General features: G+C 63.2%; 15 protein-coding genes. 3 read left to right on the top strand and 12 right to left on the bottom strand.

Features of this window, described 5'->3' with window-relative positions; all coding sequences use genetic code 11:
* Positions 1-465: 465 nt before the first annotated feature.
* The 4 genes from ccoP to ccoN are packed head-to-tail and all read right to left on the bottom strand — an operon-like array spanning position 466 to position 3,663.
* Positions 466-1,422: a cytochrome-c oxidase, cbb3-type subunit III gene (gene ccoP, locus QLG10_RS08070; protein WP_188264397.1), complete on the bottom strand. Its 957-nt coding sequence runs from the start codon at positions 1,420-1,422 to the stop codon at positions 466-468.
* The gene (locus QLG10_RS08065) at positions 1,419-1,616 is read right to left on the bottom strand and encodes a CcoQ/FixQ family Cbb3-type cytochrome c oxidase assembly chaperone (RefSeq protein WP_020800671.1); all 198 of its coding nucleotides are present in this window, start codon (positions 1,614-1,616) and stop codon (positions 1,419-1,421) included. The genes ccoP and QLG10_RS08065 overlap by 4 nt, the downstream gene beginning before the upstream one ends.
* 3 nt (positions 1,617-1,619) lie before the next feature.
* Positions 1,620-2,228, bottom strand: coding sequence for a cytochrome-c oxidase, cbb3-type subunit II (gene ccoO, locus QLG10_RS08060; RefSeq protein WP_033042279.1), 609 nt, complete (start codon positions 2,226-2,228; stop codon positions 1,620-1,622).
* 10 nt (positions 2,229-2,238) lie between these two features.
* Positions 2,239-3,663 (bottom strand): cytochrome-c oxidase, cbb3-type subunit I, encoded by a 1,425-nt coding sequence (ccoN, locus tag QLG10_RS08055; protein WP_110746468.1) that lies wholly within the window; start codon positions 3,661-3,663, stop codon positions 2,239-2,241.
* An 86-nt stretch (positions 3,664-3,749) separates the two neighbouring features.
* On the opposite strand from ccoN, the gene QLG10_RS08050 reads away from it, so the two are divergent.
* The gene (locus tag QLG10_RS08050; RefSeq protein ID WP_282486675.1) at positions 3,750-4,427 is read left to right on the top strand and encodes an alpha/beta fold hydrolase; all 678 of its coding nucleotides are present in this window, start codon (positions 3,750-3,752) and stop codon (positions 4,425-4,427) included.
* A gap of 24 nt (positions 4,428-4,451) precedes the next feature.
* Here the strand turns inward: QLG10_RS08050 and QLG10_RS08045 are convergent, their stop codons facing one another.
* From QLG10_RS08045 to QLG10_RS08035, 3 genes are all read right to left on the bottom strand, one after another.
* Positions 4,452-4,877 (bottom strand): type II toxin-antitoxin system YafO family toxin, encoded by a 426-nt coding sequence (locus QLG10_RS08045; protein WP_248677893.1) that lies wholly within the window; start codon positions 4,875-4,877, stop codon positions 4,452-4,454.
* A 6-nt stretch (positions 4,878-4,883) separates the two neighbouring features.
* Positions 4,884-5,027 (bottom strand): hypothetical protein, encoded by a 144-nt coding sequence (locus tag QLG10_RS08040; protein ID WP_177411524.1) that lies wholly within the window; start codon positions 5,025-5,027, stop codon positions 4,884-4,886.
* A gap of 244 nt (positions 5,028-5,271) precedes the next feature.
* Positions 5,272-6,837: a PAS domain-containing methyl-accepting chemotaxis protein gene (locus QLG10_RS08035; protein WP_179054730.1), complete on the bottom strand. Its 1,566-nt coding sequence runs from the start codon at positions 6,835-6,837 to the stop codon at positions 5,272-5,274.
* A 385-nt stretch (positions 6,838-7,222) separates the two neighbouring features.
* Between QLG10_RS08035 and QLG10_RS08030 the strand changes: the two genes are divergently transcribed.
* Together QLG10_RS08030 and QLG10_RS08025 are read left to right on the top strand one after the other, a co-directional pair.
* Entirely contained in the window at positions 7,223-14,779 is a 7,557-nt protein-coding gene (locus QLG10_RS08030) for a type I polyketide synthase (protein WP_282486671.1), read from the top strand.
* Positions 14,780-14,781: 2 nt separating this feature from the next.
* Positions 14,782-16,131: an aminotransferase class I/II-fold pyridoxal phosphate-dependent enzyme gene (locus QLG10_RS08025; protein ID WP_188264391.1), complete on the top strand. Its 1,350-nt coding sequence runs from the start codon at positions 14,782-14,784 to the stop codon at positions 16,129-16,131.
* A 434-nt stretch (positions 16,132-16,565) separates the two neighbouring features.
* On the opposite strand, the gene QLG10_RS08020 is transcribed toward QLG10_RS08025, so the two are convergent.
* Genes QLG10_RS08020 through QLG10_RS08000 form a run of 5 tightly spaced genes read right to left on the bottom strand, consistent with a single transcriptional unit; the run spans position 16,566 to position 22,169 of the window.
* Positions 16,566-18,059 carry a capsule biosynthesis protein gene (locus tag QLG10_RS08020; RefSeq protein WP_282486668.1) on the bottom strand — a complete coding sequence of 498 codons (1,494 nt, stop codon included), beginning with the start codon at positions 18,057-18,059 and terminating at the stop codon, positions 16,566-16,568.
* Positions 18,056-18,667, bottom strand: coding sequence for a GNAT family N-acetyltransferase (locus QLG10_RS08015; protein WP_282486666.1), 612 nt, complete (start codon positions 18,665-18,667; stop codon positions 18,056-18,058). Before QLG10_RS08015 ends, QLG10_RS08020 begins: the two co-directional genes overlap by 4 nt.
* The gene (locus tag QLG10_RS08010; protein ID WP_282486664.1) at positions 18,657-20,165 is read right to left on the bottom strand and encodes an LTA synthase family protein; all 1,509 of its coding nucleotides are present in this window, start codon (positions 20,163-20,165) and stop codon (positions 18,657-18,659) included. The genes QLG10_RS08015 and QLG10_RS08010 overlap by 11 nt, the downstream gene beginning before the upstream one ends.
* A gap of 4 nt (positions 20,166-20,169) precedes the next feature.
* On the bottom strand, positions 20,170-20,946 hold the full coding sequence (locus QLG10_RS08005) for an SDR family NAD(P)-dependent oxidoreductase (protein WP_282486662.1): 777 nt from the start codon (positions 20,944-20,946) through the stop codon (positions 20,170-20,172).
* Positions 20,943-22,169, bottom strand: coding sequence for a capsular biosynthesis protein (locus QLG10_RS08000; protein WP_349016952.1), 1,227 nt, complete (start codon positions 22,167-22,169; stop codon positions 20,943-20,945). Before QLG10_RS08000 ends, QLG10_RS08005 begins: the two co-directional genes overlap by 4 nt.
* Between the last annotated feature and the right edge of the window lie 14 nt (positions 22,170-22,183).

Below are 22,183 nucleotides of genomic sequence, written 5' to 3'. Positions count from 1 at the left end.
GTTTTATTAGGATTAAAAATCGGCCGCAAGTATGGAGAAAGCAGGGGGTCATTGCAACGCGCCATGACCTGGGTCAATGCGTTCAAATGCTGATTCTGCGGCCTTTCCATGCGCCGCGTAAGGACAAAAATGGCCTCGGACAAAATGTCGCAGTGAACGGAAAAAGCGAGGGGGTTCAGGTCGCTTGTAACAAGGTGTGTTGAAAAGGCCTGGTCGGCGACCGACGGTATTTGGCTCGACAGCCGGTATCTACCAGCGTTTGCGGCCTGTCAGTCAGTCGACGGGGGCGAACACCTCGCGCAAGGATGACCTGGAACCGGCACGGGCCAGTCCGCATCGATCAAGCGTAGACCCGAATGCGGGGATTCGAAAGGAGGACTCGGGAAGGGTGTGACAAAAGGAAGCAGCCTGGAGCTTGAAGCTGCAAGCTTCAAGAGTGATCTCGTCGCTTGCAGCTTCTTGTTTTTACTTTTCGCTTGTTGCTTGGAGCTTGCCGCTCAATGGCTCATTCCCTTTCGAAAGGCTGTACACATAAGCCGCGAGCAGTTGCACTTTATCGTTGCCCAGCAACTCATTCTGCGCCGGCATGTGCCCCTGGCGACCGTGGCGGATGGTCTGTTCGAGCTGGGTCAGGCTGGTGCCATAAATGAACCCGGCCGGGTGCGTCAGGTTCGGCGCGCCCATGGCTGCGGTGCCCTGGCCATTTGCCCCGTGACAGGCGGTACAGGTGGTGCTGAAGGCTTGCTGTCCGGCTTGCAGGTCGGCCTTGTCGTCCGCTGGCAATGGCAGCCCGGCCAGTTCGTGGCGTACATAGGCCGCAACGTTTTTCACCCCTGCTTCGCCGAGGATTTCACCCCAGGCGGGCATCGCCGCCATGCGCCCACCGAGGATGGTGGCCTTGATGGTGTCGGCGTCGCCGCCCCAGCGCCAGTCACTGTCCGCCAGGTTGGGGAAGCCGAACGCGCCCTTGGCATCCGAGCCGTGGCACACCGAGCAATTGGAGGCGAACAGGCGCCCACCCATTTTCAGCGCTTGCGGGTCCTTGGCCACTTCTTCCACGGGCATGGCGGCGAATTTGGCGAAGATCGGGCCGAACCGGGCGTCGGCCCTGTCCATTTCCTTTTCCCACTCGTGCACGCCGGTCCAGCCGTTGGCGTAGCCGGGCAGGATGCCTTTCCAGTTACCCAGGCCGGGATAGAGGATCAGGTAGCCGACGGCAAACACCAGGGTGCCGGCGAACAGCATGAACCACCATTGCGGCAACGGGTTGTCGTACTCCTCGATGCCGTCGAAGCTGTGGCCCATGGTCTGGTCGACGCTGCCCTTGGTTTCGCCCTTGCGGGTGCCGATCAGCAGCCAGGTCAGGCCGATCAGGCTGCCGATGGTCAGTACGCAGATCCACGTACTCCAGAAAGTGGTCATGGCCGGGTGCTCCTTGTGGCGGATTCTTCGGGGGTCTGGGCTTGCGGCTCGTCGGCGAACGGCAGCAGGCGCGCTTCGGCGAATTGCGCGCTGCGCTTGGCGTTGAACACCCACAGCGTCAGGCCGACGAAGGCCACGAACACCACGACGGTGCCCAGGCCGCGGATCATTCCAGTACTCATTTCAACGACCATGACTCACCTCTTGCTCTTGATCGCAGTGCCGAGCACTTGCAGGTAGGCGACCAGCGCGTCCATCTCTGACTTGCCCTTGAGCGACTCGACGCTGCCCGCGATGTCCTCGTCGGTGTAGGGCACGCCGAGGGTGCGCATGGCGCGCAGCTTGGTTTCGGTGTGGCCGCTGTCGACCGCGTTGGCCACCAGCCACGGGTATGCCGGCATCTTCGATTCCGGTACCACGTTGCGCGGGTTGTACAAGTGCGCGCGGTGCCAGTCATCGGAGTAGCGCGCGCCGACCCGCGCCAGGTCCGGGCCCGTGCGTTTCGAGCCCCAGAGGAACGGGTGATCCCAAACGCTTTCACCGGCCACCGAGTAGTGCCCGTAGCGTTCGGTCTCGGCGCGAAACGGGCGGATCATCTGCGAATGGCAACCCACGCAGCCTTCGCGGATATAGATGTCGCGGCCTTCCAGTTGCAGTGCGGTGTAGGGTTTCATGCCTTCCACCGGTTTGTTGGTCACGTCCTGGAAGAACAACGGGACGATCTGGGTCAGGCCGCCAATGCTCACGGCCAACACCATCAGCAGCATCAGCAGGCCGACGTTTTTCTCGATTGTTTCGTGTTTCATCGCGGACTCCTCAGGCCATCTGCGCGGCAGCGACGGCGTCGGCAGGCTGCGAGGCCCGCACGGTGCGCCAGGTGTTGTAGGCCATCAGCAACATGCCACTCAGGAAGATCGCCCCGCCTGCCAGCCGCACGACGAAGCCCGGATGGCTGGCCACCAGGGTTTCGACGAAGGAGTAGGTCAGCGTGCCGTCTTCGTTCACTGCGCGCCACATCAGGCCCTGGGCGATGCCGTTGACCCACATCGAGGCGATGTACAGCACGGTGCCGATGGTGGCGAGCCAGAAGTGCGCGTTGATCAGGCCGATGCTGTGCATCTGCTCGCGGCCGAAGACTTTGGGGATCATGTGGTACAGCGCGCCGATGGAAATCATCGCTACCCAGCCGAGCGCGCCGGCGTGTACGTGGCCGATGGTCCAGTCGGTGTAGTGGGAGAGGGCGTTGACCGTCTTGATCGCCATCATCGGCCCTTCAAAGGTCGACATGCCGTAGAACGCCAGCGATACCACGAGGAAGCGCAGGATCGGATCGCTGCGCAACTTATGCCAGGCCCCGGAGAGCGTCATCATGCCGTTGATCATGCCGCCCCAGCTGGGCGCCAGCAGGATCAGCGACATCACCATGCCCAGCGACTGCGCCCAGTCAGGCAAGGCGGTGTAGTGCAAGTGGTGGGGGCCGGCCCAGATGTACAGGGTGATCAGAGCCCAGAAGTGCACGATCGACAGGCGATAGGAATACACCGGGCGCTCGGCCTGTTTCGGCACGAAGTAATACATCATCCCGAGGAAGCCGGCGGTGAGGAAAAAGCCTACGGCGTTGTGGCCGTACCACCATTGCACCATCGCATCGGTGGCGCCGGAATACAGCGAGTAGGACTTGGTGAAGCTGACGGGCAGTTCCATATTGTTGACGATGTGCAGGATCGCCACGGTGATGATGAACCCGCCGAAGAACCAGTTACCGACATAGATGTGCTTGGTCTTGCGCTGCATCACCGTGCCGAAGAACACCACGGCGTAGGCGACCCAGACGATGGTGATCAGGATGTCGATCGGCCATTCCAGCTCGGCGTATTCCTTGGAGCTGGTGTAGCCCAACGGCAGGCTGATGGCCGCCAGGACAATCACCAACTGCCAGCCCCAGAAGCAGAACGCGGCTATTTTCGGCGCGAATAATTGCGTCTGGCAGGTGCGTTGTACCGAATAGAACGAACTGGCGAACAAAGCGCAGCCACCGAACGCGAAGATCACCGCGTTGGTGTGCAGCGGGCGCAGGCGGCCGAAGCTGGTCCAGGGCAAATTGAAGTTGAGTTCGGGCCAAACCAACTGGGCAGCGAGAAAAACCCCGAGCCCCATGCCGACGATGCCCCACACCACCGTCATAATGGCGAATTGGCGGACCACCTTGTAGTTGTAGGCGGTACTGATAGAAGTGTTCATGGTTCCCCATCCACGGTTCAGCCGCCGGCTGCACAAACGGTGCACCCTGCGCCTGGAGTTATAGGCAGACTAAAAGCGAGGCAAGCATGGACAAACAGCACACGGCCGGTATTGACGGGGATCAATGGGCGCAGTGCGTGCGCGAACAGGGATGGTTGTGGGATGCGGCTTCGGGCAAGGCCTCGGCCACCCTGGTCCTGGCCCACGGCGCTGGAGCGCCAATGGACAGCGACTGGATGAACGACATCACTGCACGCCTTGTGGCACAAGGCGTCAACGTATTGCGCTTTGAGTTTCCGTACATGGCGCAGCGGCGTGTCGACGGTAGCAAGCGCCCGCCCAATCCGATGCCAAGGCTGCTGGAGTGCTGGCGTGAGGTGTATGCCCAGGTGCGACGCCATGTCACTGGGCCGCTGGCCATTGGCGGCAAGTCCATGGGCGGGCGGGTCGCCAGCATGCTCGCCGATGAGTTGGGTGCCGATGCGTTGGTGTGCCTGGGTTATCCGTTTTATGCCGTGGGTAAACCGGAAAAACCGCGGGTGGAGCACCTGGCGGCGTTGAAGACACGCACGTTGATCGTGCAGGGCGAGCGGGATGCATTGGGCAGTCGCGAGGCGGTCGAGGGCTACACGCTGTCACCGAGTATCGAGGTATTCTGGCTGGTGGCGGGGGATCATGATTTGAAGCCGTTGAAGGCTTCGGGGTTTACTCATGAGCAGCATTTGGCGGCTGCGGCGAGTAGGGTGGCTGCGTTTCTGCAGTGATCTATTGCTGCAGTGACGACCTCTTCAAATCAAAAGGTCGTCCAGATCGGGAAAAATGACTTTTCCCATCACCCAAGGCTCAACAATCTCGTAATGCACCGAGCGCAGAAATGAACCCCACTCACTGCGGTTATGGGCGTCCGGGCCAGTGACTGTAAGCAAAAGGTACTCGTCCCGAAAGGCGTCATAGGCATAGATAAGCCAAAAGTCATTGTCAGGGTCATTGACCAATGCTGTGCGGTAATACTGGCGGGCGATTTTCGCCCATCGCGTTTGAATCGCTTGAGTGCTCGCCAAGTGGATGTGATGCATATCGTTCAGGTCGAGTCGTTCGTCCCGTCCGAAAATTGCAGGCAGTTCGCCGCACACTTTGTAGTTGTAAAAGTGTGCGGCGAAGTTCTGCCAGTTGCGTATTTGTTCGAAAAGCGCAGAGATTTTGACGGCTGGCATCCAGGCCTACTTTGTAATAGGTAGCCTGCCAGTGATCACAAATTGATCGAACGCTTTCTGACCATCACGCGCGGCTTGCCGAACATCAAGGAATGTCAGTTCATCGCGGACAGCCTTTTTGTTGGGTTTGTCCTTTTTGGTGGTGGCCATCGGAGCCTCCGAAGGGTGTGTGTTCATACTGACCAGCTTATGTGATTAAATTTTTACCGGCAAACGATAGAGTTCGGCTCCAAGGCGGACAAGTCGGCGGCTTCTGGCAAATTTGTAGGCAGGTGCCTATAGGTGTGTAGTCTGGATATCGTCGCCAGCAGCCCTGACTGGCGACATCAATTTCAGATGGGCAATAAAAAACCCGGAAGCCTTCGCTGTCCGGGTTTCGTTTTGCCTGCATCAATCAGCGGTTAAACCGCTCCACCAGCGAATACTGGGTATTCGCCGTCTTGGTCAGCTCTTCGCTCAGCAATGCCGAGTTCTGCGCCTGTTCCGAGGTCTGGTCCGCCAGTGCCGAAATGTTGCTGATATTGCGGCTGATTTCTTCGGCCACGGCGCTTTGCTCTTCGGTCGCGGCGGCGATCTGGGTGGTCATGTCGGTGATGTTGGCCACCGCTTCGCTGATCCCCACCAGCGCCTGGTCCGCTTCCAGCACTCGGGCCACACCTTCTTCCGCCTGGCGATGCCCGGCTTCCATGGTCTGCACCGCGGTGCCCGCGGTTTGCTGGAGCTTGGCGATCAGGGCGTGGATCTGCCCGGTGGATTCGCTGGTGCGTTGGGCCAGTTGGCGAACTTCGTCGGCCACTACCGCAAAGCCACGCCCCATCTCGCCGGCGCGCGCCGCTTCGATGGCTGCGTTCAGTGCCAACAGGTTGGTCTGGTCGGCGATGCCTTTGATCACATCGACCACGCCGCCGATTTCGTTGCTGTCCTTGGCCAGCTGGGTCACGGTCAGGCCGGTCTCGCCCACCACCACCGACAGGCGCTGAATGGCTTCGCGGGTTTCCCCGGCGATGTCGCGGCCTCGACCGGTCAGGCGGTTGGCCTCCTGGGTGGCGTCGGCGGTGCGCTGTACGTGGCTGGCGACTTCCTGGGTGGTGGCAGCCATCTGGTTGACGGCGGTGGCCACCTGTTCGGTCTCGACGCGCTGGCGTTCCAGGCCGGTGGAGCTGTTGTGCGCCAGAGCGTCGGATTGCTTCGCCTGGTCGGTCAGGTGCTCGGCGGTATCCTGCAGTCGGGTCAGGCAGGTTTTCAGGCGGGCTTCCTGGCTGAGGATCGACATTTCCAGGCGTGCCTGGGCACCGCGGCTGTCGGTGTACATCTGCGCAATCAGCGGGTCGGAGGTGGTCTGCTCAGCCAGGCGCAGCAAGCGCTTGATGCCGCGTTGCTGCCAGCCCAGGCCCAAAAGCCCCAGTGGCACCGAAAGAGCGGCCGCCAGGGCAAAGCCCCACTGCGAGTTCAAGGTCGCACCGATCATGAAGCTTAACTGGCTGACCAGAATGAACGGCAACCAGTCCTGCAGGACCGGCATCCATTTATCCGTAGAAGGAACGGCCGACTTGCCCTGGTTGATGCGTTGGTAGAGCGCTTCGGCGCGGCGAATCTGTTCGGCGGTGGGCTTGACCCGCACCGACTCGTAACCGATCACCTGATTGCCTTCGAAGATCGGCGTCACATAGGCGTTGACCCAATAGTGGTCACCGCTCTTGCAGCGATTCTTGACAATGCCCATCCATGGCAAGCCTTGTTTAAGTGTGCCCCACATGTGCGCGAAGACCGCAGCGGGAACGTCGGGGTGACGCACCAGGTTGTGCGGCGCACGGATCAATTCCTCACGCGAAAACCCGCTGATCTCGACGAAATCGTCGTTGCAGTAGGTGATCATGCCCTTGGCATCCGTGGTGGAAATCAACCGTTGCTGAGCCGGGAATGTCCGTTCGCGTTGTGTAATGGGCTGGTTATTACGCATGGCTTATATAATCCGCAAGGCTTTGACAGGGTGTCGGCCATGCAGCGTCTTTATTGAATTTATTTTTTTGCCGGGCGAAAGGCGTGGATCAAGGCGGGGAATACGACGACGGGTCGCAACGTAACGGTTTGTAAGGGTTTCCCTCGGGGGGCGCTCAGCGTATGATTTTGCGCCCCCGGCGCTGGCGCTTTAGTGGTTCACCCTTGAAGGGGCACTGGAGTCGATGCCGGGCAGAAAAAGTACTCCTAATAATAAATACAGAGTCACTACCCAACGGAATTTAGCAAGTTTCTCAACGTTATGTTGAACCCATGAGGGCGTTCGACACACCCATCACACGAAGTGATGGCGGGACCGTTGAGAATATAAAAAGGTGGATTAAGTCATGCGTAAAAAAGTTGCAATTATTGGGGCTTCGTTCCGTTTTCCCGGCTCCACTTCCGCAACTTTTTGGCAGAACCTGCTGGAAGGGCACGACTTCATCACGCAGGTCGATCCGTCCCGCTGGTCCCGCGATGCGTTCTACCACCCCGACAAGGCCAACCCTGGCACCGCCTACACCCTGGCGGCCGGTACGCTGGGCGACATCTCTACCTTCGATGCCGGCTTCTTCAGCATTTCTCCGCGCGAAGCGGCGATCATGGACCCCCAACAGCGCCTGTTGCTGGAGCTGGGCTGGGAAGTGTTCGAGAACGCCGGGGTAAAACCCTCGAGCGTGCGCGGCAGCAATTGCGGTGTGTACCTGGGCATTGCCAGTACCGACTATGCGTATCGCCTGTCCCATGACCTGTCGCTGGTGGATGCGTCGACGGCCACGGGCAACACCTTCAGCATCGCGGCCAATCGCCTGTCGTACTTTTATGACCTGCACGGCCCGAGCATGGCGGTCGATACCGCGTGTTCCTCGTCGCTGGTGGCGTTCCACCAGGCTTGCCAGGCCATCCAAAGCGGCGATATCGACCAGGCACTGGCCGGCGGTATCAGCCTGCACCTGCACCCGTTCGGCTTCCTGATCTTCTCCAAGGCCTCGATGCTGTCGCGCAAAGGGCGCTGCAACGTCTTCGACGAAGCGGGCGACGGATATGTGCGTTCCGAAGGGGCAGGGCTGTTTTACCTCAAGGATTACGACAAGGCAGTGGCCGATGGCAACCAGATCCTCGCTGTCGTCGCCGGCAGTGCGGTCAATACCGACGGGCGCAAGTCCGGGTTGACCGTGCCCAGCGCCGATGCGCAGGCGGCCTTGATGACCCAGGCCTACGCCAGCGCCGGGATCTCGCCGGCCGACATCGATTACCTGGAAGCCCACGGCACCGGTACACCGGTGGGCGACCCCATCGAAAGCCGGGCCATCGGCCTGGCGCTGGGCCAGGTACGCGGCGCGGACAAGCCGTTGTTGATCGGCTCGGTCAAGAGCAACATCGGTCACCTGGAAGCCGCGTCCGGCGTGGCCGGCTTGATGAAGGCGCTGTACTGCGTCACCGAACGCCAGGTGCCGGCCACCATCGGCATCAAGAACCTCAATCCGCGTATTCCGTTCGCCGACCTCAACCTCAACGTCGCCACCCGCAACCACGCCCTCAAACCGAGCGGCACGCTGGTGGTGGGGGTGAACTCCTTCGGTTTCGGTGGCGCCAACGCCCACGTCATCCTGCAAAGCCACACGCCGGACGTAACACCGCCGGTTGTCCAGGCAGGCCCGGTGCCGCTGATGGTCACGGCCAAGGACAGCGCCGGCTTGGCGGCCATGGCCGAAAGCATCGCCCAGCACCTGGGTGATCACCCGGCAGACGGTCTGTACGACGTCGCTTACCAGGCCATGCTGCGTCGCGACCTGCATCCGCAGCGCGTGGTGGTGTTCGAGGCCGATCAACAGCAAAGCGCCCAGGCGCTGCTGGATTTCGCCCTTGACCCGGCTGTGTCGGCGTTGAGCTCGGTGGTCGAAAGCGGTCGCGCGCTGGATCAGGCCAAGGGCCCGGTGTTCGTGTACTCCGGCAATGGCTCGCAGTGGCAGGGCATGGGCAAGGCGTTGCTCGCCGATGCGGTGTTCCATGCCGCGGTGACGGAAGTCGATTCGCTGTTCCAGCCACTGTCGGGTTACTCGCTGATCAAAGAACTGGCGGGCGAGTACGGCCAGGAGCGTTATCACCTGACCGAACTGGCCCAGCCGGCGCTGTTCGCGCTGCAAGTGGGCGTGACCCGCATGCTGGAAAGCAAAGGCGTGGTACCGCAGGTGGTGATGGGCCACAGCGTTGGCGAAGTGGCGGCCGCCTGGGCATGTGGCGCCCTGAGCCTTAACGACGCGACCCGCGTGATCTACCACCGCAGTCGCTTGCAGGGGCTGACCGCCGGATCCGGGCAGATGTCCGCCGTGGGCCTGTCAGGCAGTGACACCGCCAACCTGCTGCTGGAGCTGGGCCTGGATGACGTGGTCGTCGCCGGCGAAAACAGCTTCAAGGGCGCCACCGTTGCCGGTTCCCTGGCGGGGCTTGAGCGTCTGGAGCAGGCATTGACCGAGCGTCAGGTGTTCGTGCGCCGTCTTGGCCTGGACTACGCCTTCCACTCGCCGGCCATGAACGTCATCGCCGAACAGGTGGTCGAGGCCTTGCGCGATATCGCGCCGCGCGCCAGCCGCATTCCGATGTATTCCACCGTCACCGGTGGCTTGCTCGATGGCGAACGCCTGGACGCCGAGTACTGGTGGCAGAACATCCGTTTCCCGGTGCTGTTCCAGTCCGCCAGCGAGACCCTGTGCGAGCAGGGCTACAACGTCTTCGTCGAAGTCGGTCCGCACCCGATCCTGCGCAGCTATGTCAGCGATGCCCTGGCGGCACGCGAGCAACAGGGTGTGGTGATCGCCACGCTCAAGCGCCACGACGATGCGCCGCCAATGGTCACCCGCGCGGTGGCCAAGGTGCTGATCAGTGGCGTCGATACCGACCTTGCGTGCCTGTTCCCGAGCACCGGCCGCTTCGTGCGCCTGCCCAACTATGCCTGGCAGCGCGAGCGCCACTGGCACGGCGACACCCCGGAGTCGGCGCGCACGCTGTACCACGATCGGGTGCATCCGCTGCTGGGCCATGCGGTGCCCGGCCACGAGCTGACCTGGGACAATCGCCTGGACACGCAACTGTTCCCGTCCCTGGAAGACCACAAGGTCGGCGACGCCGTGCTGTTCCCCGGTGCCGGTTTCACCGAGCTGGTGCTGGCTGCCGCGCAGTGCCACCAGCCGGGTGAATTCGTCGACATCGAAGAGCTGGAAATCCACAGCCCGCTGGTGCTGCACGCCGAGTCGAGCAAGCGCGTGCGGGTGCAGATCGACAGCAGCGATGGCACCGTGTCGATCGTGTCGCGCAGCACCTCCCAGGAAGAACCCTGGGCCCGCCACGTGGTCGCCCGCCTGCCGGGTGAGGCCCGTGGTGTGCTGCTCAACGAGCCGGCGCCCGTGCTGCCGACCCGTGCCGCGGATTTCACCCGCGCTGAACATTTGCAACTGACCACGGCGGTCGGCCTGAATTACGGCCCGGCCTACCAGGCCATCGAAGCCGGCTGGATCGACGGTGACCAGGTGCTGGCGCAACTCAGCCCACCGAGCGTGATTGAGTCGGAGCTGGCGGCCCTGCACCTGCATCCGGCGTTGCTGGACAGCGCGTTCCAGCTGATCACCCAATTGCTCAGCCGCGATCCGAAGGCGCGTAACGGCCTGGCATTCATTCCGGTGAAACTGGGGCGCATCAACTTTGCCGCGGGCAGCCTGACACCGAGCCTGGCCAAGGTGCGCCTGGTGCGTCGCTCGGAGCATTCGCTGCTGGCGGATTTCACCCTGTTCGACGCCCAGGGCCGCGCCGTGGTGTGCATCAAGGACGCGCGTTTCCGTGCGGTCAAGCTGCACAAGGATCGCAGCGGCGACCTGAAGCTGGTGGATTTCGCCGGTATCGCCAAACCCTATCCATTGGCCGCCCGCGCGCAATCGCAACCGGGTGCGCCCTTGCACAGCGCCCTGGCGCAAAGCCTGGCGTCGGTGAGCGATGAACCGACCCTGGTGCGTTACAGCCAGGAAGTCGATCCACTGCTCGACAGCCTGTGCGGCAGTTTCGTGCTGGAGGCCATCGCGTCCCTCGGCGGCCAGCTCAGCGCGGCGCAACGGGCGACCTGGCAGGCTGACGCGCAAGGCTTCTCGGGCTATCTGGATCATCTGCTGCAGCAGGCGCTGGACGACGGCAGCCTGGTTGCCAACGGCGATAACTGGCAGCTGGTCGATCAGGGCGAGCAGCCCAGCGCCCAGGACATCTGGCAGGAACTGTTCCGCAGTTATCCCGAGCATTTCCAGATCATTCACTCGGTGGGCCGCATCGGTATCCACCTGCTGGACCTGGTCAGCGGCGCGCTGCAGATCGAAACACTGCTGCCCCGTGAAACCTCGCCCGCGCAACTGGCCCGTCAGGTGCTGGGCGCCAGCGGCTATCACGCCGTGCTGGACGCGATCAAACACCACATCGAACAACGCCTGGCCGTGCTCCCGGCGGGCCAGCGCCTGCGCATCCTCGAGCTCGGCTTCGGCGGTTCGCCTTTCGCCGCGCAACTCTGTGCGCAACTGGACTTCGACCGAGTCGACTACCAGTACAGCGCCGATGACCTGGACCCGGCCAGCCTGCTGCAAGCCGACTTCCCGGACCTGCGCTTGCTCAGCCTGGACGATGCCGCGCAACAGCCGACCGTACCGGCCGCGGGCTTCGACCTGGTGCTGGTGGCCTCCGACCTGGCGCCGCTGCAGGCCATCAGCGCAGGACTGACCCATGGCGCGGCGCGCTTGTCGGCCGGTGGCCAGCTGATGTTGTTGGCGCAGCACCCGGCCCGTTGGGCAGATTTCGTCTTCGGCGCGCAACCTTCGTGGTGGCTGTCCGGGCAGGGGCAGGGCAGCTTGTCGGTGCAACAGCGCCCGGGCTTCTGGCAACAGGAACTGCGTCGTCACGGCCTGAGCGTCGGCGAGACGCTGGAATTGTGCCCGGGCATGTCCAGCGGCAGCTACCTGTTGGTGGGCGCGGCCGCAGCGGCGGCAGCATTCGAGCCGCAACCACTGCCGGCCCAGCGCTGGTTGCTGGTGGCCGATGAGCAGGGCGCGGAACACGCCTTCGCCCAGCAATTGGCCACCGCCCTGCGCGAGCAAGGGCAAAGTATTGACTGGCTGGCGCCGGCGTCGGCCCAGGACCTGGCCGAGCAATTGCGCGCCATGGCGGCGCCCCAGCACGTGCTGTTGCTCAGCGGCCTGTTCAGCAGCCAGGGCCTGGATGACCAGGCGCGGCGCTGCATGTTGGCCGCGGCACTGACCCAGGCCTGCGAGCAGGCGGGCATCAGCCCCGATTGCTGGCTGCTGACCCGAGGTGCGGCGGTGCATTTGCTGCCAGCCGCTGCACAGGTCGCAGGGAGCCTGGCATCCGTTGCCGATGCGGCGTTGTGGGGCTTTGGTCGCACCCTGGCCAACGAAGCCGTGGGGTGCCGCGTGCGTCTGCTGGACCTGGCCGAAGGCGCCGGGGTCGACGCGTTGCTGCTGGCCTTGCTGAATGCCGATGACGAAACCGAACTGGCCATCAGTGCCGAAGGTGATCGTTACGTGGCTCGCCTGCGGGTGCGCCCTGATCAGCTGGATGCCAGCACCCTGCAACAAGCCGCGACCCAGGTCAGCCTCGGTTTCGAACTGCCGGGCCAGTTGCGCAACCTGCGCTGGGAAGCCCACGAGCCGTTGCTGCCGGCGGGTGACGAACTGGACATCGAGGTCCAGGCCACCGGCCTCAACTTCCGCGACGTCATGTATGCCCTCGGCCTGTTGTCCGACGAAGCCATCGAGAACGGCTTCTCTGGCCCGACCCTGGGTTTTGAATTCGCCGGTGTCGTGCGGGCCAAGGGTGCGCAGGTCGAAGGTGACTTCCAGCCGGGCGACCGGGTGGTCGGCTTTGGTCCATCGAGCTTCGCCAACCGCCTGGTCACCAATGCCAATGCGGTGGCGCGCATCCCCGAGGGCATGTCCTTCGAGGCGGCCGCGACCATCCCGAGCACCTTCTTCACCGTGTACTACGCGCTGCACCACCTGGCGCGCCTGGAACCGGGCGAGAAAATCCTCATCCACGGTGCCGCCGGTGGTGTCGGCATCGCCGCGATCCAGATCGCCAAATGGTGCGGGGCCGAGATCTACGCCACCGCCGGCAGCGACGAAAAACGCGACTTCCTGCGCTTGCTCGGGGTCGAGCACGTGTTCGATTCGCGCTCGCTGGCGTTTGCCGACGAGATCCTGGCGATCACCGCCGGCCGTGGCGTTGATGTAGTGCTCAATTCCCTGGCGGGCGAGGCGATCAACCGCAACCTGCAAGTGCTCAAGCCATTCGGGCGCTTCCTCGAACTGGGCAAGCGCGACTTCTACCAGAACACCAAGATCGGCCTGCGGCCGTTCCGCAACAACATCAGCTACTTCGGCATCGACGCCGACCAACTGATGAGCGAGCGCCCGGACCTGACCCGCCGCCTGTTCGGCGACATGATGCAGCTGTTCCGCGACGGCATCCTCAGTCCGTTGCCGTACCGTGAATTCGACGCCAACGATGTGGTCGAGTCGTTCCGCTACATGCAGCAGGCGCGGCAGATCGGCAAGATCGTCGTCACCTACCGCACGCCGATCCAACAGGTGTTCCGTGCGCCGCAGGCACAGGCACCGGCCTTGAAACTCGCCGCCGACGGCACCTACCTGGTGACCGGCGGGCTCAGCGGTTTTGGCCTGCGTACCGCGCAATGGCTGGTCGACAAGGGCGCGCGGCACCTGGCATTGCTCGGCCGTCGCGGCGCGGCCACCGAAGAAGCACAACCGGCGCTGGCGGCTTGGCGTGAGCAGGGCATCGACGTCCAGGCGCTGGCTTGCGACATCACCGACAGTGCCCAGTTGCGCAGCGTGTTGGCCAGCATTCAATCCGGCGGAGCACCACTGCGTGGCGTGGTGCATGCGGCCACCGTGTTCGAAGACGGGCTGATCCGCAACCTGACCCAGGCGCAATTGCAACGGGTGCTCGAACCCAAGGCCAAGGGCGCGCAATACCTGCACGAACTGACCGCGCACCTGGCGCTGGACTTCTTCGTGCTGTTCTCCTCGGCGACCACGTTGTTCGGCAACCCGGGGCAGGCCAACTACGTGGCGGCCAACCACTGGCTCGAAGCCCTGGCCCGTCATCGCCTGCTGCAAGGCTTGCCGGCCACGGCGGTGCTGTGGGGGGCGATTGACGATGCCGGGTTCCTGGCGCGCAACCAGGACATCAAGGACGCCCTGCAAAGTCGCATGGGCGGCGCGGCCCTGCAGTCGCAAGCGGCCCTCGACACCCTCGAACGCTTGCTGCTGCAAAAGCGCTCCGGATTGGGTGTGCTGGAGCTCGACTGGAAAGCCCTGTCGCGCTTCCTGCCGGCGGCGGGTTCGCCGAAGTTCAGTGAACTGGCGCGGCTGCACAGTGGCGAGCAAGAGGAAGAGAGCAATGTCGATGACATCCAGCGCCTGTTGCTGGAGATGAACGACCAGGAACTCACCGAACTGTTCGCCGAAATGCTCAAGCAGGAAATCAGCGAGATCCTGCGCATGCCCACCAGCAAGCTCGACAGCAGCCGACCGCTGCAGGAACTGGGGCTCGACTCGTTGATGAGTGTGGAGCTGGTGGTGGCGGTGGAGGAGCGCTTCGGCATTCGCTTGCCAGTGATGGAGCTGAGCGAAACCTCCAGCATCGCCAAATTGACCGTGCGCATTCTTGAACTGCTGCGCGGCAGCCAGGATGCCGAGGCCGCGCCCGTTGCCGAAGACAACCTGCAGGCGCTGACCCTGGCTCGCCACGGCGCCGAATTGTCCGAAGCCGAGCTGGCCCAGGTCCGCCAGGGCGCGCGCGACCCTGAATCTCAACTATCCCGTTTGATCAATTGACTATGACCTCAAAAAGTTCACCAGGGCTTGGCGCTTCGATGAAAGACAAGCTGATCCAGCAAGCCCTGGAACGGCGCCTGCGGCAAACCGGCGACGGCGCGCCGCCGGCCTCGCTGGCGGACGTGAGTCGCCATGCGCGGGCGGTGCCGGAGCAGTTCTACCGCTTCGATCAGCATCCCGGTTATCAACAACTGCGGATCATGCATGACGGCGCGGCGCGCTTTGGCCTGGCCAATCCGTTCTTCAAGTTGCATGAAAGCCTGGCGGGCGCCGAAACGACGATCCAGGGACAGCGCTTCGTCAACTTCGCCAGCTACAACTACCTGGGTTACTCCGGCCATCCGGTGGTCGCCGAGGCGGCCAAGGCGGCCATCGATCACTACGGCACCTCGGTGTCGGCCAGCCGCCTGGTGTCCGGCGACCGGCCGATCCATCGCGAGCTGGAAGCCGAACTGGCCCGTTTGTACGAGGTGGATGACGCCGTGACCTTCGTCAGTGGGCATGCCACCAACGTCACCACCATCGGCTACCTGTTCGGCCCGCGGGACCTGGTGATCCACGACGAACTTATCCACAACAGTGTGCTGCAAGGCATCCAGTTGTCCGGAGCGCGACGCTTGAGCTTCGCTCACAACGACGTCGAAGCCCTCGATCGTCTGCTGGGCGATCAGCGCCAGCATTTCGAGCGGGTGCTGGTGGTGCTCGAAGGCATCTACAGCATGGATGGCGACTACCCGGACCTGCCGCGTTTCGTCGAGCTGAAGAACAGGCACAAGGTGTTCCTGATGGTCGATGAGGCCCACTCGCTGGGGGTCATGGGGGCCAATGGCAAGGGCATTCGCGAGCACTTCGGCCTGGCGGGCAAAGACGTCGACATCTGGATGGGCACCCTGAGCAAGACCCTGGCCAGCTGCGGCGGCTACATTGCCGGCGAGTCGGCCCTGGTCGAGCACCTGAAGTTCATGGCGCCGGGTTTTCTCTACAGCGTTGGCATGCCGGCCTCGGTCGCGGCGGCGGCACTCGCAGCCTTGCGTTGCATGGCCCATGACGCCGAGCGCGTGGCAACCTTGCAGGCCCGCGGCCAACAGTTCCTCGCCCTGGCCCGCGAAGCGGGGCTGGACACCGGCACCAGTACCGGGCTAGCAGTCATTCCGGTGATCACCGGCAGCTCGGTCAAGGCCACCCAATTGTCCAGTGCCCTGGCCAAACGCGGGATCAACGCCCAACCAATCCTCCACCCGGCCGTCCCGGAGAAAGCTGCGCGCGTACGGTTCTTTGTGTCGTGCCTGCACACCCCCGAACAAATCGCCGAAACCGTGGCCATCGTTGCGCAGGAACTGCAGAAGCTATAGCGCTGCACCCTGCGCTCGCGGCTGTACCCGATCTACTGTGGGAGCGAGCCGGCTCGCGAAGGCGTCCTGGCAGCCGACCTGATTGCAGACTTGTCCGCGATCCCTGTAGGAGCGAGCATGCTCGCGATGAACCAGAGAACACCGCGGGCTACCAGGTACCCCGCGTCATCGTTGACGACCATCGTCGGAACGCCGCCCGGAGCATGCTCGCTCCTACAGGTCCCGCCGCACTCCGATCGAGGGGGCAAGAAGATCAAAAGGCAAAGCGAGGCGGCCCGATCGGGAGCCGTACGCACTTCCCTCTGTAGGAGCCGGCTTGCTGGCGAAGGCGGCCTTATAGCCGACCAGCCAGTCACGGCTATGCCCAATCCAATGTAGGAGCGAGCATGCTCGCGATGAACCAGAGAACACCGCGGGCTACCAGGCACCCCGCGTCATCGTTGACGACCATCGCGACGGTGCGACGATTCGACATGCTCGCTCCTACAGTGCTCGCCGCGTACGAACATCCCCTTGAGGTACCGCCGAATCTGTCGATAACGTGCGCAGCTCTCGAGCAATCCGGCTTTGGGGCGGGCGTTGTGTGCCTGGGCCTGTTGCGGGCTGCAAGGCAGACCACGTATCTGCGCCAGCGGTTGTTCACCCCCGCACGGCAAATGCAACACACCCGGGCGGATCCGCCACATTGTCACACCATGGGCCTCGGCACGGGCTTGCAGCTCACCCGATTCACAGGCATGCCACACCAACAGCTTCCCCGTTTCGCGAGCCACGGTCGGGATCAATCCGGCGTTGTCGCGGGCGAAGGTCAAGCGACCCCAGCGGCTATTCAATAATCTACGCAACGCCGACCGCTCGCGCCGAGGCACGCCAACCACCGTCACGCTACCGGCAAACAGACTGTCCTGCTGCTTCTGCCGCGCCAGTTGCCGGGCCACGGTCATCACGTCGCAGCGCTGGTCGGTCAGGGGGTCGACGTAACGGCAATAGCGGATATACGCCGCCGCCACCAACTGCTCCAGGGTCGGGCGTGCCTGGCGACGGGGGATGGCCAGGCGGTCATCGGTCAAGCCCCAGCCGGCATAGAACGGCAGTCCGAAACAGGTCACCGGGATGCCCTGGATCAACGCCTCAAGCCCGGCCTGGCTAGTGCCCACATACACCCGTTGGGCCCGGCGCGCCAGGGAAGCCCAGGACACATGACGACTCTCCAGTACCAAGCCGCGTTCGCGCGCGGCATCGAGCAGGCAGCTTTTCTTGTGACCGTTGACGCAGTCCGGGTGAATCCGCACCCGCACATCCGCCTCGGGATTTTCCGCCAGCGCCGCGTCGAGCATGCGAATAAAGTCCGCTTCACACAGCCCGCCACCGGGAATCGAAAAGTCGCCATAGGTCTGGTCCACCACCAGTACCAACGGCCGCTCACGCCCTAGCGGATCGTCATCGCTCAAGTCCGGCGCATTGTTGTATTTGCCGATGCCGCTGCTGCGCATCAGCGCAATCAACTCCCGCGCGGTGGCCAAATCTGCCTCGCTCAAGGTGTGCGGCACCTGCAGGATGTTTTCCAGCAGCGACGGCCGATCGGCCAGGTAGTGAATGCCGATCGGATCGACCACCATCGACATCGGCGTATCGCCTTCCACCCCCAGCGACGAAGAACGCAAGAAGCCGTCCTCCAGCGCCACATAGGGAATCCCCCAACGCTTGCACAGCACCCGGGCGTGGTCCGACGAGCTTTTGTAGCCGATCCCGGAAATCGCCTTCAACCCCGCCGGCCGCTGTCGACCGCGTCGCCACAGCCATTGCGGCGTTCCTTCAGGGTCGAGAAACTCGCCCAGGTGAAAGACTTTCCACATCACCCATTGCGACATGATCCCCACCCAGCCGGGACCTTCAACCAGGGACTCAAGGGCGACGGGTCGATTCATTTCGGGGGCACTCGTGAAAGGGGCGACAACGTGCGACGCAGATTGATGACAGTGGGAATCGGCACCAGGCGGCTGAGCCAGCTCATGGTGCGTATCGACACAAAGCCGTGGTGGGCATAGAACGCCCGGGCGGCGAGGTTTTTCGCTTGCACTTCCAGCTCGACTTTTGCCTGTCCGCAGCCCAAGGCCTGCTCGCACACAGCCTGCAGCAAGGCACTGGCGACGCCCTGGCGGCGGGCGACTTTACGCACGCGCAAGCCATACAGGTAAAACCCGTAGTACCACTCGCGACACTCGCTGATCATGAACAACCCGTAGCGCAGCGAGCCCCCCAGCCAGCCGAACTCACGCACGAACGGCGCGGGGCCAGGTGAAAAAGGACCGCGTCGATGGTGTTTGAACGCCGCGTAACCGATAGCGCCTTCACTGCGATAGGCAATCAACACCCGATCCCAATTGATCCCGTCCGCCAACAGGCGATGACGACATTCTTCATCGCCAAGGATGAACGCCAGCGAGCCGCGCCCCGAGGTGATCCAGCGTGCAATCGCAGGCTCGCGCTGCGAAAGGCTGGAAGCCAGGACGATCTGCACGGGTTCACGCTGCATCGCCTACCGACGCCAGGTGATCGATAAACGTCTTGGCCAAATGCTCGACCCCCATTTCCATGGGAGCAATGGCGCTACGCTCGCGATTGGACCAGATGAAATACTCGGTATCGCCATCCGGCTCACCCAGGGCGCCATACACGTCGGGCAGGATCGGCACATGGTCACCGAAGAAACACAGCCCGGCCGGCGTATCGCGGGCCAGCAAGTGCTCGCGCAACTGGCCAAGCATGCGGTCGGCATTAGCCAGGTGGCGCACATACGGCGCCAGGTCGCGCAGGCCTTCAGCCAGGGGACGGTCGAACCACTGCGCAAGATCGGTCGCCTCGACGTTTTCCAGGTGCAACGGCCCATGGTTCTCCATGGTGATGGCATGGATGTACAACGGCTGCGTGCGACCCGGCGCATCGAGCAATTCGCGGATCTTGTCGGCCACCGCGCAGTCACCGATAAACGGACCGGCCTTCTGCTGCTCGGTGAAACTGCGCACGTCGATGAACTCGTCGAAGCCCAGCGCCGGCAGCACCTTGTCGCGACCATAGAAACTGCCCACATAAGGGTGCACGCACACCGTGCGATACCCTCGGCGCTTGAGTTCCAGGGCGACACTGGCAACCCCCTGGCGCGCCAGGTGGCGATAGGGATTGAAGCGATGGACGCCGAGCTGGTCGACCTTGATCCCGGTCAGGAAGGCGAACTCGGTCCGCACCGTATTCGCACCCCAGGCCGCCACTTGCAAACGGCCCTGGGCCAGCGCTTCACCCCGCAAGGTATCGAACTGTTCGAGGACCTGCCCACGCACGCCGGGCCAAAGCCTGCGCGCATCGAAAAACGATTCGCTCTGCACCGACACCAGGTCCGCCAGGGTGGCATCGGCCATCGGCAGTGCCTCCTCGCCAAGGAACGGCGAGTTCAAAGATGCCAGTGCCACCGGACGCCGAGCGGCAAAAAAGTACGTCCACAAACTGGCCGCCAAGCCCCAACGACCCAGGTCCAGGCCAGCGTCGAAGGTGGGCTTCAGGGGCTTGAAGCCACCCAGCCAGAGCAGCGCCAAACCCCCGAGCAAGGTGCCCGTTGCCTCGGCGTGGGCATTGGCGCCGACCGGCTCGAAATACAGCCCACAGCCCAGGTAGACCACAAACAGCAACGCCAGGCCAATCGCCTTGCCGATGCCGAAAAACGGCAGGTACAGGCGCGGAAAACGCACCGCATCGCTGAAGTATTCGAAGTCGGCGCACACGAAGGGCTCGCGCAGCGAATGATATTTGGCGTTGCTTACCAACACGATCAACAGCCACAGGGCCAACACGTTCACCGCGCTGAACCAGGCGCGGCCGGTGATCAGGTACAGCAAGCCGACGGCGAACGCCCAGGCACCGGCGTGCAACGCCCAGGCGCGCAGCGGGCGACGCCAGCCGGGGCAGGGCACCAACAGTCTTTCGAACCCGCACGACAACAGAAAACCGAGCACAACCACCCAGCCAAACGCACTACTCAACACATCAGGCACCGTAATCCAGCCACCGCAAAATGATCGACGACAGCCGTGGCGGAATGACTCCCAAAGCCCAGCATCCAAGGTTCAGCGGGAACGGAAAACTGATCCGCGCCTGGTTCGCCGCCAGGCCGCTGCGAATCCTGCGCGCGGCTTTGTCCGGTGCCCAGAGCAAGGGCTTGGGGCCGGGCATCTCAAAGCACATCTTCGATTCGACGTAGCCAGGCATGATCACGTTGATCTTCACCCCGTCCACCGCCACCAGGTCGCGCATGGCTTCGCCGTAGGCCTTGATCGCCGCCTTGCTCGCGCTGTAGCTCGGCGTGGCGGGCAACCCACGCCAGCCGGCCAGCGAACTGAACAGGGCGATCTGCCCGGACTTGCGCGCGCGCATGAACGGCAATGCGGCCTGCACCGTGGCCAGGGCCGCCAGCACATTGATCTCGATCAGCGCCTGGGACAGCGCCCAGACTTCGCCCTCGCCATTGTCGCCTGCAGAGGTGTTGACCCCGGCGCCGACGATGATCAGGTCCGGCGCCTCGCTCTCGCTGATCTCACTGATCCAGCGGCGCAAGGCTTCCAGGTCCTGGACGTCGAGCGGCTGCAGCAACACCCGCGCACCGAGGGCGCGGCATTGCGCGGCCATTTCTTCCAGGCGATCCAGGCGCCGGCCTTGCAGGATCAGGGTCACCCCAGGCGCCGCATACGCAGGCGCCAGGGCACCACCGATGCCGCCAGTGGCGCCGGTGATGAGAATGCAGCGTGGAGACTTGTGCAGCGTCATAGGTACTGTTCGATCTTCGAGGTTTTCGCCATCAAAACTTCCAGGGAATTGTTCACCGCCATGTCGATGCCACAGCGGGTATAGAAGCCGCCGTTGACCTGCGTGGTGTGAATGACCGTGCTGCGAAAGCGTTGAAACAGCGTGGAGTCAGGGGGTTCCGGATGGTCCCAGAACGCATCGAGGCCGCCCTGGTGGGTCAGCCCCTTGAGGTTGTAGATCGGGTCACTGAGGGCGATGGTCGGCACGTTGTGCATCAGCGACGAACCGCCCACGGTACTGTTGACCGTGACCACGCCGGCCACGTGCGACAACAGCGTCGGCATGTGCCCGCTCTCGAGGAAGTCCACGCGATCTTCGATGCCCAGCTTGTGGGCAATGCGCCGGGTGATGCGCTGATAGTTGACGATACCGGGCGTCAGCGGATGGTTCTTCACCACCAGCCGCGCATCGCTGCCGGCATGGCGGGCGAACGAGCCCATCACGTGCTTGAGCACATCCTTCATGTGGCGGAACGGCGAGTGATCGCGGATCTGCGCATCGCTGTCTAACTGCAAGGGCAGCAGGAAAGTGCGGTAGCGATTGCGCGCCACCTCGCTGATCACCTCGGAATCGCGACCCTTGGCACTCAACAGCCGAATGCCCTGGCGAATGTAGCCCGCATACTCCACCGCCGCGTTGAACGGCGCGTGGGTCTTGTAATGGGGAAACACCACTTTGTTCAGCGCGCCACCGACGTGATACATCACATCGTGCAGGGCTCTGGAAGCAAACGACAGGCGAAACTCGTTGCCGTTGTGATAACGCGGAATGTACTTGCCCACCTCGCGATACCACTCCGGATCCCGGGGCAGCAGCGAGTGATTGTTCACACCGTTGCGCTCAAGGGTGATCCAGTACGGCCGGAAGTAACCTTCCTCGAATACGTGCACACGAATCCCCAGCGACTTGGCCAGCGTCACCGCCGGTTGATGCACCGGCCGGCAATCGCCGAACAGCACCACGTCGGTGATGTGCTCCGTCTTGAAGCAGTGGCTGTAGAAATCCGCCAACTGCTCGGGTCGCGCCGAGTAATACACCCGCGCACCGCTGCCATACAGGGTATCGCCCATGTTGAAACTGACGGACTTGACCTGCTGTCCCTCGTTTCGAAGGGCTTGCGCCAGGCGCGCGAAAAACGGCGAACTGACGCCCTGCAAGAACAGGAACGAGTTGCGCGGCTTCACCGGCACCGGTCGCA

This window comes from Pseudomonas sp. V98_8, assembly GCF_029967975.1.
GTDB classification, from domain to species: Bacteria; Pseudomonadota; Gammaproteobacteria; order Pseudomonadales; family Pseudomonadaceae; genus Aquipseudomonas; species Aquipseudomonas umsongensis.
The sequence above is the reverse complement of the archived record's forward strand: the minus strand, read 5'-3'. Positions and strand labels throughout refer to the sequence as shown.

Excerpts from the sequence above, each read along its gene's own strand:
- QLG10_RS08040 (WP_177411524.1), bottom strand. The coding sequence starts at position 5,027 with ATGGCCACCACCAAAAAGGACAAACCCAACAAAAAGGCTGTCCGCGAT.
- QLG10_RS08025 (WP_188264391.1), top strand. The coding sequence starts at position 14,782 with ATGACCTCAAAAAGTTCACCAGGGCTTGGCGCTTCGATGAAAGACAAG.
- QLG10_RS08050 (WP_282486675.1), top strand. The coding sequence starts at position 3,750 with ATGGACAAACAGCACACGGCCGGTATTGACGGGGATCAATGGGCGCAG.
- QLG10_RS08030 (WP_282486671.1), top strand. The coding sequence starts at position 7,223 with ATGCGTAAAAAAGTTGCAATTATTGGGGCTTCGTTCCGTTTTCCCGGC.
- QLG10_RS08015 (WP_282486666.1), bottom strand. The coding sequence starts at position 18,667 with ATGCAGCGTGAACCCGTGCAGATCGTCCTGGCTTCCAGCCTTTCGCAG.
- ccoO (WP_033042279.1), bottom strand. The coding sequence starts at position 2,228 with ATGAAACACGAAACAATCGAGAAAAACGTCGGCCTGCTGATGCTGCTG.
- QLG10_RS08005 (WP_282486662.1), bottom strand. The coding sequence starts at position 20,946 with ATGACGCTGCACAAGTCTCCACGCTGCATTCTCATCACCGGCGCCACT.
- QLG10_RS08020 (WP_282486668.1), bottom strand. The coding sequence starts at position 18,059 with ATGAATCGACCCGTCGCCCTTGAGTCCCTGGTTGAAGGTCCCGGCTGG.
- QLG10_RS08035 (WP_179054730.1), bottom strand. The coding sequence starts at position 6,837 with ATGCGTAATAACCAGCCCATTACACAACGCGAACGGACATTCCCGGCT.
- ccoN (WP_110746468.1), bottom strand. The coding sequence starts at position 3,663 with ATGAACACTTCTATCAGTACCGCCTACAACTACAAGGTGGTCCGCCAA.
- QLG10_RS08045 (WP_248677893.1), bottom strand. The coding sequence starts at position 4,877 with ATGCCAGCCGTCAAAATCTCTGCGCTTTTCGAACAAATACGCAACTGG.
- ccoP (WP_188264397.1), bottom strand. The coding sequence starts at position 1,422 with ATGACCACTTTCTGGAGTACGTGGATCTGCGTACTGACCATCGGCAGC.
- QLG10_RS08065 (WP_020800671.1), bottom strand. The coding sequence starts at position 1,616 with ATGGTCGTTGAAATGAGTACTGGAATGATCCGCGGCCTGGGCACCGTC.